General features: G+C 60.5%; 13 protein-coding genes and 1 pseudogene. 9 read left to right on the top strand and 5 right to left on the bottom strand.

The features are described from left to right. The first annotated feature begins 218 nt into the window (after positions 1 to 218). The 3 genes and pseudogenes from FJ398_19755 (at position 219) to FJ398_19745 (ending at position 2,917) form a co-directional block, all read left to right on the top strand. Complete coding sequence (locus FJ398_19755; GenBank protein ID MBM3840156.1) at positions 219 to 1,700, top strand: hypothetical protein; 1,482 nt, start codon at positions 219 to 221, stop codon at positions 1,698 to 1,700. 39 nt (positions 1,701 to 1,739) lie between these two features. Further along, positions 1,740 to 2,399, top strand: a complete 660-nt coding sequence (locus FJ398_19750; GenBank protein ID MBM3840155.1) for a hypothetical protein — start codon at positions 1,740 to 1,742, stop codon at positions 2,397 to 2,399. A gap of 97 nt (positions 2,400 to 2,496) precedes the next feature. After that, a pseudogene (locus FJ398_19745) lies at positions 2,497 to 2,917 on the top strand (hypothetical protein). Positions 2,918 to 2,940: 23 nt separating this feature from the next. On the opposite strand, the gene FJ398_19740 reads toward FJ398_19745, so the two are convergent. Together FJ398_19740 and FJ398_19735 are read right to left on the bottom strand one after the other, a co-directional pair. Then, positions 2,941 to 3,429, bottom strand: a complete 489-nt coding sequence (locus tag FJ398_19740; protein MBM3840154.1) for a hypothetical protein — start codon at positions 3,427 to 3,429, stop codon at positions 2,941 to 2,943. Positions 3,430 to 3,665: 236 nt separating this feature from the next. Then, entirely contained in the window at positions 3,666 to 4,796 is a 1,131-nt protein-coding gene (locus FJ398_19735) for a DUF362 domain-containing protein (protein ID MBM3840153.1), read from the bottom strand. A 267-nt stretch (positions 4,797 to 5,063) separates the two neighbouring features. On the opposite strand from FJ398_19735, the gene FJ398_19730 reads away from it, so the two are divergent. Then, positions 5,064 to 5,798, top strand: coding sequence for a DUF1638 domain-containing protein (locus FJ398_19730; protein ID MBM3840152.1), 735 nt, complete (start codon positions 5,064 to 5,066; stop codon positions 5,796 to 5,798). Positions 5,799 to 6,101: 303 nt separating this feature from the next. Here FJ398_19730 and FJ398_19725 read toward each other — a convergent pair whose 3' ends face one another. Both FJ398_19725 and FJ398_19720 read right to left on the bottom strand, forming a co-directional pair. Further along, positions 6,102 to 6,704 (bottom strand): hypothetical protein, encoded by a 603-nt coding sequence (locus FJ398_19725; GenBank protein ID MBM3840151.1) that lies wholly within the window; start codon positions 6,702 to 6,704, stop codon positions 6,102 to 6,104. A 245-nt stretch (positions 6,705 to 6,949) separates the two neighbouring features. After that, complete coding sequence (locus tag FJ398_19720) at positions 6,950 to 7,591, bottom strand: cobalamin-binding protein (protein ID MBM3840150.1); 642 nt, start codon at positions 7,589 to 7,591, stop codon at positions 6,950 to 6,952. A gap of 95 nt (positions 7,592 to 7,686) precedes the next feature. Between FJ398_19720 and pdxH the strand changes: the two genes are divergently transcribed. The 3 genes from pdxH to FJ398_19705 are packed head-to-tail and all read left to right on the top strand — an operon-like array spanning position 7,687 to position 10,065. Continuing rightward, entirely contained in the window at positions 7,687 to 8,331 is a 645-nt protein-coding gene (gene pdxH, locus FJ398_19715; protein MBM3840149.1) for a pyridoxamine 5'-phosphate oxidase, read from the top strand. Beyond that, positions 8,300 to 9,253, top strand: a complete 954-nt coding sequence (locus FJ398_19710) for a sugar phosphate isomerase/epimerase (GenBank protein ID MBM3840148.1) — start codon at positions 8,300 to 8,302, stop codon at positions 9,251 to 9,253. Before pdxH ends, FJ398_19710 begins: the two co-directional genes overlap by 32 nt. Further along, positions 9,112 to 10,065, top strand: a complete 954-nt coding sequence (locus tag FJ398_19705; GenBank protein MBM3840147.1) for a ThuA domain-containing protein — start codon at positions 9,112 to 9,114, stop codon at positions 10,063 to 10,065. The genes FJ398_19710 and FJ398_19705 overlap by 142 nt, the downstream gene beginning before the upstream one ends. Before the next feature lie 39 nt (positions 10,066 to 10,104). Here the strand turns inward: FJ398_19705 and FJ398_19700 are convergent, their stop codons facing one another. After that, complete coding sequence (locus FJ398_19700) at positions 10,105 to 10,284, bottom strand: hypothetical protein (GenBank protein MBM3840146.1); 180 nt, start codon at positions 10,282 to 10,284, stop codon at positions 10,105 to 10,107. Positions 10,285 to 10,552: 268 nt separating this feature from the next. Here FJ398_19700 and FJ398_19695 point away from each other — a divergent pair, with 268 nt between their 5' ends. Beyond that, positions 10,553 to 11,731: a hypothetical protein gene (locus FJ398_19695; protein MBM3840145.1), complete on the top strand. Its 1,179-nt coding sequence runs from the start codon at positions 10,553 to 10,555 to the stop codon at positions 11,729 to 11,731. Positions 11,732 to 11,821: 90 nt separating this feature from the next. After that, on the top strand, positions 11,822 to 12,268 hold the full coding sequence (locus FJ398_19690) for a glycosyltransferase family 1 protein (protein MBM3840144.1): 447 nt from the start codon (positions 11,822 to 11,824) through the stop codon (positions 12,266 to 12,268). Positions 12,269 to 12,627: the final 359 nt, after the last annotated feature.

Below are 12,627 nucleotides of genomic sequence, written 5' to 3'. Positions count from 1 at the left end.
TTTTTCGCCAGACTTCGTTGCTTGCTCCTTACAGATCCACTTCGGGATATGCTCGTCGCTCGCGCCTCGTCTGGCCGAAAAATCCCTTGCCGCGAACGTGAGCGTATTTATGAAATGGACCACTTAGGATTGGAAAAGGACCCACTGTTGGCGTAACGAAGCGGAAACCGATTCGCGCGTTCCTCCGCAAAGAATTCCAGGCGCATCACCTGAGCCTGGTGATCGCCGCCGGTTTGCTGTTTCTGCATTTGATCGTTGTGGCCATCCGGAGTGTGGAGTTGGACCCAACCGATCCCAACAGCGCATTCCGGGCCACGCTGGAATTCTGGTGGGTGCTGTGGTTGGGACTCCCGTTTCTGGTGGGCTGCGCGGCGGTGGCGGAGGAACGCAAACTCGGCACGCTGGAAGGCCAGTTGTGCCTTCCAATGGCTCGCGGCGCTCAATTCACGGTGAAGCTCGGCGTGGCGCTGTTGTTGGGCATTTTTCTCGGCGGCGTGATGCCCTGGGTGGCGAAAGGCGTTGGAGGTTTTGACGCCGTTCCGGGGGCTTTTCGCGAGGCGAGGAGGGCAATTCCTTCTCGGTGGCAACCCCTGGCATTGACCTGTCTGATTGCGGCCGGGATCACGCTGGTATCGTTCTACGCCTCGACGCTCAGGCGCAGTTTGCTGCATGCGATGGGCACGGCCGTGATATTCGGGTTCGCGCTGATGGCCATCGGAGGTTGGGCCATCGCTGCTGCAATTGATCCCCGGAATCCGCCGCCATGGGGAACCCCGTTGATCATCTACGTCGGAGGGCCGCTCATGCTGGCCGCGCTGTTCTGGCTCGGACTCAAAAACTACGCCCACGTGGAAACGGGCTGGAGGCTCGCGGTTCGAAACCTCCTGGTGATAATCGTGACGCTTGCGTTTGCGTTCACGGTGACGGCGGTGGTTTACCGTCGTTCGTGGGAACGGTTCATGACCTTGGAGCCAAGCCACGGCCCGGCGCGATTGAGCGGATCGGTTCGTCCGAAGATTTGCAGCACTACCGGACGCAAACTTTTCGTGTTGCTGCCGGATGGCCGGCTTTGGGCGGCTGGACAATATGAAATCAAAGAACTGGATGAATACGTGGAGACTCACAGAATCGACAGGGGAGCACCGACCATCCGCCGGGAGAAAGCTCGCATTCCGGTCCCCGTGGACGGGGTGTTTATCGGCACATCGAAATGGATTGCTTTGGCGAGCACGTCCACGCGGGTGGTCGGCATTCAATCGGATGGAAGTTTATGGAGAATCTTCTCGCAGCCGACTTTCGGCTGGCATCTAAGAGCGTGTCCGAAAATTGCGCGGGGTCCTGCGGCGAGGGATTTTGGCTGTGGCCAAGGCGGCGAGGTCCGAGCATCCCCAACGCGGGCTGTAAGGACCGAGCCAACGCAGGCCACGGACAAAAGACCCGCCGCCCGGAGGGTTTTCGCGCCAAAGGCCGCCTGGCTTCGTTGCTCCTCAGTCGAAGATCCAGGGAGGATATTCTCCTTCGTTGCGCCTCGCCATCCGGCCTTTGGCGCGAAAACAGGACCCCGCGGAATTTTCGGACACGCTCTAAGGAGTTTGTCCTTGATTCCAGAACCTGAGCGCATCGGAACCGATGTCGTTTGGAAAACGGTCGTTGGCGGGCACGGCCATTTCCTGGCGCTCAAGAAGGACGGCTCCGTGTGAGGATGGCGCAGTCATCAATACGGGCCGCGGGGAGTCGGCATGGAGGAACTCCCGGACGAGCCGACGCGCATTGGCTCGGATTCGGATTGGGTTTCTATCTTCGCTTCTCAGAATGAATCCATTGGGATCAAACGCGACGGCAGCGTGTGGAGAGGCGAGGGTCTCTCTCTTGGGCAGGACGGTCGGCAGGGCTGGAAGTACTGGCCCGGTGCCGACCCCGTTCGCTGGAATCTGGATGGATCCGGCTGGCGGGTCTTTGCGCGCGTGGGAATGTCGGATCTCGTCCTCCAGCAGGAAGGAATTGTTTGGGCGGCGGGGCAACTTCCACCTTATCTGCTTGGCACTCACCTTAAGCGCGGCTTCGTTACGGAGCCTTTGCGAATCAGCCGTGGCTCGGATTGGGCTGACTTCGCGTCGCATTCTGATTCTTTGGCGGCGATCAACAAGAACGGCGCGCTTTATCTGCAGAGCTTGACGCCAGGTTCAGCTTTTTGGCCGGGCAATCTGCGAACGCCGAGCCAGTATTCGGACTGGCTGGCGGTTGGGAACTGCGGGTGGCAAGAACTGGCCGCCCTGGCTGCGGATGGGACTTTGTGCGTCTGGGGCGAGCTGTTCCGAAGTGGAAGCCTTCTCGGTCCGACGCGGAAGCCGCTGTGGAGCATTAATATTTTTGGGCAGGGAGAAATAGGCCCAAGGTGAAGCAGACGGTTGTTTTTTTTGAAGATTGTAGAGGATCTGGAGATCCTGGTAATTTGGAGTCATGCAAGGAAAGGACAAAGGGGACCCAAGGAGACCTATGCCAAAGAACCCGGCGCCAAGACCTTTGGTCTCTTCAGTCCCTTCAAACTCCGCCGGCTTCATCCCCCCGCACGGCGGGTATAAAAACCTGCGCTCATACCAAAAGGCTCTCATTGTCTATGATGCCACACTCCATTTCTGCCGCCGTTTCATAAGCCCCAAAGATCGCACCTTTGACCAGATCGTTCAGGCGCCTGCGAGAGCTCAACCGCACTGCGGGCGCAAACTACGAAACCTTCAAAAAAGGCATCGAACACCCTGACCCGGCTATCTGCGCCAACGTTATCCTCGGTTTGATCAAGCTGACCAACTATCTCCTGGACCAGCAGATTCGAGCGTTAGAGAAAGCGTTCGTGGAACAAGGCGGTCTGCGCGAAGCTATGACACGCGCGCGTCTGGCGCGTCGCGGCAGGCATTGAGAGACAGCAATATCTTCCTGGCCTCACTGCTGCGCAGGAATGCGAACTCGCAGCAACGTGAACGGCAGCACGTCGAGCTCGATCTTGCCATCCCGCACCCCGACGGTTTTGTCCAGGGGCTTGATGGCTTCCGGTCTCTCCAACGTGTTTGCTGCCCAGGGAACTTCGCCCGTGAGCATTCGCACGTCCGCCGGGCCGGCGACCTGGAATCCATTCAACTCGATCGCCACGCGGATCGGTCCCCACGAACCGCGATAGACCAAAGACAGGAGAAGGCTGCCGTCCGTGGCGAGCGCAGCCAGCGCATCGGTAGCCCCGAACGACGCGGTGCGCGTGGCGCTTTTCAAATCCGGCAGCACGAGCGGCGCGGTCTCCGTGGCCGTCTCCAATTCCACCGCCACCGGCGTCGCTCCCGCCAATGCGGCGAGCCCGTCCCGGCGAGCCGCTCGACGCGCGTGGAACACGTCCGACTCGGCTCGCTGGGGACAGGCTCGCCCTACCGTCAGGTTCATGGAGAACGGTCGTGAGCTTCACGAAGCGGATGCAAACTCGCCTTGATCGCGGGCAATCCGTTCAATTGGGGAACAACCGCGCTGCGCGTGTTCCGGCCAGCGCCTCGCCGGTCGGAACGTCGTTGAAACCTTGGTACTGACCAGCGACGCTTCGGCCCGATTGAATTTGGCCGGCGTGTGCGCCGGCCACGGCACGCGAGCCGCGCGCGCTCCCCGGCCAGTGACTGGCGTTGTGTTTAGCCCGTCAGGGCCATGTCGATCTTCTGAATCTTCTTTTCATCCCAGACGCCTAATCCCATCGCACCGGCAATCTCGACATGTTCGGGTTGACGGTGCACGAAGGTGCTGAACCGGTCCGGGGTGTCTTCCACGAGCCGCTTCTTGCCCACCGCGACTCTCTTCTTGTCGATTTCCTTCCAGCCGATGTGGTCGAGCGCGACCGGGTCGGTGGCGAAGTAGAGCGTGCGATGCTCCCAAACAAATTGGGGGCGCGCGCTCGGCCCGCCGTGATAGAGGCCCTGGATGCCATCCAGGACGTGCAAAACGGCTTTGTTCCGAATCACAGGCAATGAGACCACGGCGGGAATGAACGCGCCGCAAACATTATTCGAGGTGGAGCCGTGACTCCGGCTGACGTTGTTGACCAGGCCGTGCGAAAGATTTTTCAACGCCAGCGTCACGCCGGCGGATTGATGATCCTTCAGCACCGCCAGATTGATGAGCTTGTTCACTTCTTTGGTGATGAACTTCGCCGCGTGCGAGCGGCGCGCGACGACGTTGCTGATGTCGTAGCCGGGAAGCGTCACGGGGAAATCCAGATAAACATCCGGATCGTAACCCGCGATCGCTTGTTGAATGTTATCGTAATCTTCCGTGGCCGACGACCAGCGAACGCCTTCGGGCAGCCAATCGCGGAAGCCCGCCTTGAGAAACTGCGCCCGGTAGCGATCGTAAACGACGATGTCTTCTTTGCGCACGCCTGCCGATTGCAGGCCTTCGATGATCTTGTGCAGCACTTGCGGGCAACTGATGACGTGCGGTGAGCCGACGGGATTCACTTTGATGCCGACGACGTCGCCGCGCTCGAAGAACAGTTTCCACGCGGAAGGAATGTCCGGCGCTTCGGTGAGTTCCAACATCCCAGAGTCCATCATGCGGCGGATGGGTTCAGTTTGGAATTCGCCGTTGACGATGCAACCCGGATGCGAGACGGCGGCGACGCGTCCCGGAAACAGGCCCGGCATGCCGAGTTTGGATTTCTCGGTGCCTGAAGAAACCTGCGCGGCCCGGCTCAATTGGTGGAGGCTAAGTCCAGCCGCGGCCGCGGCCAACCATTCCCTGCGTGAGATACTTGGGTGAGCTTTCATGAGCCTAGGTTACGTCAAAGCCCTCGCGGTTTCGAGCGCATTTATCAAACACCATCAAACACGACGCTAACGGTAGGGCGAGCCTGTCCCAGCGAGCCGAGTCGGACGTGTTCCACTCACGTCGAGCGGCTCGCCGGGACGGACTCGCCCTACCCAGAATTCACCGGCACCTTGACTCGAATCAAAGCCGACAGCCTGGTCACGCTCGCAAGATCGGCCTGGCCTGTTTTTAAGAGTCATTGCCTGTGAGATCGCTTTTCGGGAGATTTGTCACGCCGCGGCGCAATCGCCCAACCTAATCGATCTCGAATTCCTGACCCAGGCCTTCACGACGAGCCGTGCTCAGGCCGGGAGCAACTCCAGACGCGCATTGACGCGGTGCCGGACGGAAAGTATGACGCCATTCTCGTCGGCTACGGATTTTGCGGCGGGATCATCAACGGTTTGACGACGCCACACACGCCGCTGGTCATCCCGCGCGCGCATGATTGCATCACGTTGTTTCTCGGCTCGCGGCATCGTTACGCTCAGGCCATCGCGGATCAACCCGGCGCTTACTATTATACGTCCGGCTGGCTGGAGTGCGTGCGGCGCCGGGGGGAGAAGACGCCGCCCAGCCAAACCATGTTTCTGCCTACCCGGGCCGCGTTGAGCGGAAATGCCAGCGCGGCCTGTGAGATGTGGGTGAAAAAATTTGGTGAAGATCAGGCGCGGTACCTCTCGCAAGTCATGGACCAATGGACCTCAACCTACACTCACGGGGTGTTAATCGATTTTGAATTTTCCCGGCCTTTGCGCTTGCGCGATCAAGTCGAGGCGATGTGTGTGAAACGCGGCTGGCAGTTCCGGGAAATGGAAGGCGACCTCCGTCTGCTCCAGCGCTGGCTGAACGCGGATTGGCCACCCGAAGATTTCCTGGTCGTCCCGCCAGGCCAGAAAGTGGCGCCCAGTTACGACCCGGACGTGGTCAAGGCGGAGGCGGCGGAGTCTCTGTGCAAGTAGCTGACAGCGCTTTCCATAAACCGCCATTTTGCCGCCAGGTTTTGGAGTGCGCCAGTCCTCTGGCGCTATTGATCCGTCGGACAGGTCCAAAGCGGCAGAGGACTTTGCTCCTAGCACGCAACTCGCGCGGCCTGAATCCCAACGGGATTCTGCCTCAAAGCCCAGGGTTGCGAGGAACGAGCTACCCTGGGGAATTCCGGGAACATGGGGTCAACCCCAACGGGGTTGCGGCTTCGGCCCACGGAAGAGCCGCAACTCTTTTGGGGTTGGTTCACTGTCGCGTGGACGCAGTTTCCGTAGGTTTCATGGCTTCCCGGCGTGAAGTTTTTTGTTAAGCGCCTGAATAAAGGAAGGACTGGTTCCGCAACAGCCGCCAATAAAGGAGGCCCCCGCCGCAACCAACGCCGGAGCGCAACCGGCGAATTCCTCCGGCAAGGCGCGATAGACGGCGCGGCCTTCAACGATCTCCGGCAAACCAGCGTTGGGCTTGATCCAGATAGGGCGATCCGTCGCGCTCCGAAGCCGCGCGGTGATCGCCGCGAAGCCATCCATCCCGCGACCGCAGTTGGCTCCGATCACGTCGGCGCCGGCGCCCGCCAGTGCTCTCGCGGCCTCTTCCGGACTCAGGCCCGTGAGCGTTCGGTCCCGGTTCTTGCCGGAGTCGAACACCATACAGGCGACAACCGGAAGCCCGGTGGCGCGCGCCGCTCCGACGGCGAGGAGCGCTTCATCCAGATCGCCCATCGTTTCGACGACCATTCCATCCGCCCCGCCTTCCGCCAATGCCGTCGCTTGCTCCTCGAAGGCAGCGCGGAGTTCCTCGCGAGTGATTTCTTCGGCGAGAAGCATTCTTCCGCTCGGTCCGAGGGAGGCGAAGACATCCAGTTGGCGAATTCGCGCGTGCATAGTTTGAGCCTCTCATCCAACCGGCATCCAGGCAGCCAGGTGCAACTGTTAGCCGTAACAATTCAGTCAGGAACCACGAATGAACACGAATCGACACGAATCGGATTGGGTTCCGGCGCTTCCTCGAAGTTGACGCACTGGTCCTCTTTTCGTGACTCGAAGCCGCCTCGTTCTATCACCAGTTCATCTCCGTCCGAATTCGTGTTGATTCGTGTTGATTCGTGGTTGAACTGAACTGATACAGTCTAGGCCGCCGATGCCATCGTCTGTCTCGCCAGACTCACTGCGCCGGCTGCGTTTTCACTGTAGCCGTCCGCGCCAATTTCGTCGGCAAACTTCTTGGTGACCGGCGCGCCGCCCACCAGAACCTTCACCCGATCGCGCATCCCCGCGTCCTTGATCGCGTCGATCGTCGTTTTCATCGAAAGCATCGTTGTGGTGAGCAAGGCGGACAAGGCGACGACCTGGGCGTCCTTCTCGCGCACGGTGGCAACGAATTTTTCCGGCGGCACATTGACGCCCAGATCAATCACCTCAAATCCTCCGCCTTCGAGCAGCGCGGCCACCAGATTCTTGCCGATGTCGTGCAGATCGCCCTTCACCGTGCCGATCACGATCCTGCCTTTGGACTGCGCGCCGCGCGCGGCCAGGAGAGGGCGAATGAGTTCGAGCGCGGACTTCATGGCGCGGGCGGAAAGCAACAGCTCGGGAACGAAATACTCGTTGCACTCGAATCGGCGCCCGACTTCATCCATCGCCGGGCTCATGCATTCATTGACCAGGGCGAGCGGATCCAATCCAGCGGCGAGAGCCTGTTCGGTTAAAGCGCGCGCCTCTTTGGCCTGGCCCGTCAGAATCGCTTCATAGAGGGGTTGGGTGTCGTGCATTGCGCGCTCAACCTAGCCAGCCCAACCCAGGCTTGCGTTGACTCAAATCAATTTATGGCCGGGGTGGTTTTGCGAACTTAACGCGCAGCCCTATTATGAATTCGAGTCTGGCTCAAATGCGCGCCGAGTACGAGCGCGGGGCGTTGCGCCGGGAAGACTTGAGCGCAGATCCGATCGAGCAGTTCGCCCGGTGGATCGAGGAAGCGTGCCTGGCGGAACTCGTCGAGCCGAACGCCCTGACGTTGGCCACGGTCTCAGCCGACGGACAACCGGCTCTGCGCACAGTTCTGCTCAAGAGCTTCGATGCGCGCGGCTTCGTGTTTTTCACCAACCTGGAGAGCCGGAAGGCCCGGCACATCGGCGAGAACCCGAAGGTATCGCTGCTGTTCCCCTGGCTCGCGCTCCAGCGCCAGGTCTGCATCAACGGCACGGCGGAACGCGTTTCGATTTCGGAATCGATGGTTTATTTTGCCTCGCGGCCGTTTGCGAGCCAGCTTGCCGCGTGGGCTTCTCCGCAAAGCAAAGTGATCTCAGCGCGCGCCATCCTGGAAATGAAGTGGGAGGAGGCGAAACGCAAGTTCTCCGAAGGCAAAGTGCCGATGCCGTCGTTCTGGGGCGGCTTCCGCGTCAAGCCGCAGGAAATCGAATTCTGGCAGGGACGCGAGCATCGGTTGCACGACCGGTTTCTCTACACGCTCCAGGCGGAAGATGCCTGGCGCCTGGAAAGGATTGCCCCATGATGACGATTGGATTTCACACGGACGCTTTCAACTCCTCGAATTGGCCGTTCGAGAAATGCCTGGAATGGGCCAAAGCCCACGGACTGGACCGCATCGAATGCGGCGTGGTGGACGGGGTGAGCTTCATGCAAGGCCTGGGCTACTCCCCGCATCTATCGCTACTGGACGATCCGGTTCTGGTCCGGCGGAATCTGGAAAGATATGGCGTGCGGTTCTCTCAAATCGACGCCGCATATATCCGCTGTCGGGCGAGGATGGCCCGGTGCGGGGCGTTCCCTACGTAACGAATGCCATCGCCTGGGCGTCGCACGCGGGGTGTCCGTGCGTCGATACGACCGACGGGTTGCATCGGCCGGAAGGACTCAGCGACAGCGAAGCGCTGGCTTTGATGAAACGCAGTTACCGCCAGATCCTCCGCGTCGCCGAAGCGCACAACATCATCGTGAACATCGAGCCGCACGGTTACTTCACGACCAATCCCGACACGATGGCGGAGATGCTGGCGTTCGCGGACAGCCCCTGTCTGCGCATGAACATGGACACCGGCAACACTTTCATCGCGGGCCGCGATCCGGTCGCTTTTCGGAAGCGATTCTTGGACAAGGTCAGCCACGTGCACATCAAGGATGTCTCCCGGGAACTCGCCGAAGCCGTCCGAGGCGGCCAAACCGGCATTGCCCTGAGCTGCTGCGCGATTGGCGACGGTGTGAATGCGGCGAACATCCGCGAATGCCTGCGGCTGTTGCACAATCGGAATTATGCCGGCGCCTTGAGCATTGAATGCGACGGCGCTTCGATCGAGAAATCTCTGGAATGGCTGCGGAAGACGCTCTCGGAAATCACCCGTGCCGCGGCGTTCGACCCGCCAGCCGTTGCACCCGCAGCGCCGATAAAGAAACGCTCCAAGCTGAAAACCGCATGAGAGTCTGTCTGACTCGAATCATTTACTGCCGGTGCCCCGCGAGCTTGCTGCTGGGGATTTTGCTGATCAGTCAATCCGCCCCCTTCGCAACAGCCGCTCCAGCGGCTTCACGAGGCGCCGACGAAATCCGCGTCCTCCTTGTCACGGGCATGGACCATCCGGCGCACGATTGGCGCCGAACGACGCCCGCCCTGAAGGAAGTGCTGGCGCAGGACCGCCGCCTGCGCGTCGAGGTGCTGGAAGATCCCTATCGGCTCGATTCGCAGGACCTCTCGCGATTTCACGTCGTCTTGCTGCATTTCTGCAATTGGGAGCGGCCCGACCCAAACGACAAGGCGAAGGAGAATTTGCGGAGCTTCGTTCAACGGGGCGGCGGGCTGTTCTTGCTGCACTTTGCCTCCGGTGCTTTCCGGGACTGGCCGGAGTTTCCCACGCTCGCCGGCAAAGTGTGGGATCGCAAAAACAGCCACGACCCGCGCGGGCCGTTTCGGGTCTCGATTCTGGAAGCGAATCATCCCGTGACTCGGGGCGTGGGGTCCTTCGACACCGATGACGAACTCTACACCTGTCTGACGGGCAACGTTTCGGTCGAAGTTCTGGCGAGCGCGAGGTCAAAAGTCACTCAACAGGATCATCCTATGGCTTTCGTGCATCGTTATGGAGCCGGCCGAGTTTTCCACACCCCGCTCGGGCATGACGAACGGGCCATTCGATCTGCGGGCACGTCCGAGTTGATCCGCCGCGGTTGCGCCTGGGCGGCGGGACGGGAGGCCGTTCAACCTGGCAAGATCGATCAAGGGCTCGTGCGTTGAAGCGTTACAACGTTCCGAACGTCGAACGGCGCGCGAACGCTACCACTGCTTGAGCACGAAATAGCCAAATCCCCAGGCGACCAGGAGAATGCCGAGGGCTGCCAGTGCTGAACTCGTGGAGACGATTCCAGCCCCGGTGATCAGCAAACCAAAAAAGGTGATGGCGAATTGAACCACGTCCCACGAACTGCGTGGCCGATCTTTAAATCTGTCGTTCATTGTCAAATTGATGCTCCGGCGTTGTTGTTGTGGCGCAGACTCTACAGGCTTCGACCCGGCTGGATCAAACTAGAATTCAATTCTGCACGTCGCGCCTTACTTGCAGATTCCCGCTGCCTGGGATCGACTCGCGCTGGCAGCACCAGTCCTCGCCGAGACCGATTCTTGGAAGATTCGCTGCAGCGGGAGTGCTGGACTTAGGCCAGGCGGTTCGCCAGATTGAATCCGATTTGATCGCACAGCATCACACGGAATCTCTGGCAGCAGTATGAGTGAGGCCGGCCAGTCGCGACTGTCTCAAAGCGCCGACAGCGCCGCGCAGACCGGGGTGACGCTCGAACCCATCGCTCTGTGGATTGCGGAGCACCTGGCCGGACAGCACCGCTCGCCGCAAGCGGCCAAGGTTCTGTCGGCGTTCATCAGCCGCAACGCGTCCGCCGTTTCAATCCGGTCCGTTCTGGCCCTGGCGCGCCTCGTGCATAAGTCCGAGAACTGGGAACAGGCAGCGGAGTTGTGGGACCTTGTTCTTGCGGAGGACCCGCAAAACATCGAGGGCTTGATCAGGCGATCTCACTGTCTGGTCGAACGCAACGACTTCCCGGCGGCGGCTCGCACGGCAGAACAGGCGCGGCGGTGGCTCAAAGACCGACCCGATCCGGAAAGCGAAATGGATTCGCTTCTTGACCCCATCTATCTGCGGCTCTTTTCGCGCTTTGAAAACGCGGATCATGAAAAATGCCGGGCGCTTGCGTCGCTCTGCGCTTTACCCGGAAGTTATGCCGGAAGGATCAGCGAAGGGGCCGCCGGGCTTCGGATTTCGGATGAACAGATTCTCCGCCGCATCAACGAGGCGTTCGAGCAATGGCACGCCAGCGCGGAGTATCGCGCAGGAGAACCTTCGGCCGCGGCCGGGCTTCCGGAGCCGGCGAAAACGAGAATTCTTCTGGTGTTCCGCCAATACTTCTTCGGCGGGTCGGACACGCGGGAACATGAGTTGACTGCCTTCCTGAGGCAATCCGCCAAAGCGCTGGGCTACCGCGTGTTCTTCTTTCCGGCGACCGCCTTTCTCCTGGGGGACCGAGTCACGCCCGACCAGCAATACGAAGCGCTGGACAATCTGCTGCGCTGCCTGCTCGCCACGCGGCCGCACGTGGTGATTTTTGACGATCTCTGCGCTCGCGTCGAACCAGCCCCGCACATTGGCCGCGAGGTGTACCGCAACACGCTGGTCGAACTGAAGAACCAGCTCGGCTTCAAACTCGCCGCGTATTACCCGGATCCCTGGGTGAAAGCGACGCTCGAAGCCGTCGAGTATGTGAGCGAATTCGCCGATTTGGTCTGGCACCAAAACGTAACGCTGTCCCGCCGGAGTTCGAAGGCGCACGCCGAAAAACTTTTCGCCGCGCCGATCCCTTATCTGGAATCGATCTTCCAGTCCGGCCGGTAACCCAGGACAATCGGACCCGCCTTTCTGGGCAGCGTTTACTCCTACAATTATCTCCGGGCACTGTGGTGTACGTTGATTCGGGAGCGTCAAGTGCCTTGCCAGTTGCTCCTGGCCAGCCACATGAAAGGCAAATCGCCGGCGGGAGATGCGATCGAGGAGTATGGCGCATTCCTGAGCCGGATGCGGATCATGGTCAATTTCTGCGCGCGCACGCCTTCGACGAGAATTATTACGGGCCGAGCCTGGGAATCGATTGCCGCCCGAGTCCTCCTGTTGGAAGAAGAGAACGAAGAGATTGGGCACTACTTCGTCCCTTTCGTGCATTACGTGCCGTTTCAGAACGTGAACCAACTGGATGCCTACCTGCGTTTCTTCGAACGCCACGAGGCCGTGCGGCAAAGAATCGTGGAGGAGGCGTTCGCGTGGTTCCAGAGGCGTTACTCGAAAGAGCGGGTGTGGCGCAATTTACTGGAAGCGGCCTTCACCGGCCGCGTTCCTCGAATGACGCTGAGTCAGCCGCCACAACTCTGCCCATGAACCGGACGGGCGGGCGAGCCTGTCCCCAGCGAGCCGAGTTGGGCGTGTTTCCAGGCACGTCGAGCGGCTCGCCGGGAACGACTCGCCCGACCGGATTCAAGGGCGAGTGATGGTGTTCCGGACCGAGGCAGCTTCCCATGAACCGTCTCTTCGGACCGTCGCCTTTAGGCCGCTTCAACGCCAAACTCCAAAGCGGGGCCGGAAGCAGCCTGAAGGCTGCGGTCCGCACGGTCTTAGTGGTCCGTTTCGTAAATACGCTCACGTTCGTTGCGCCCAATTTGGCCTGGGGCAAGGCGCGACGAGCGAGCATCCCCCGCCAGTGGGGCTGTGACCGAGGAGCAACGCAGCCCCAGGCAAAA

This window comes from Verrucomicrobiota bacterium (assembly GCA_016871535.1).
GTDB lineage: Bacteria > Verrucomicrobiota > Verrucomicrobiia > Limisphaerales > SIBE01 > VHCZ01.
This window is presented reverse-complemented; position numbering and strand designations above follow the sequence as displayed.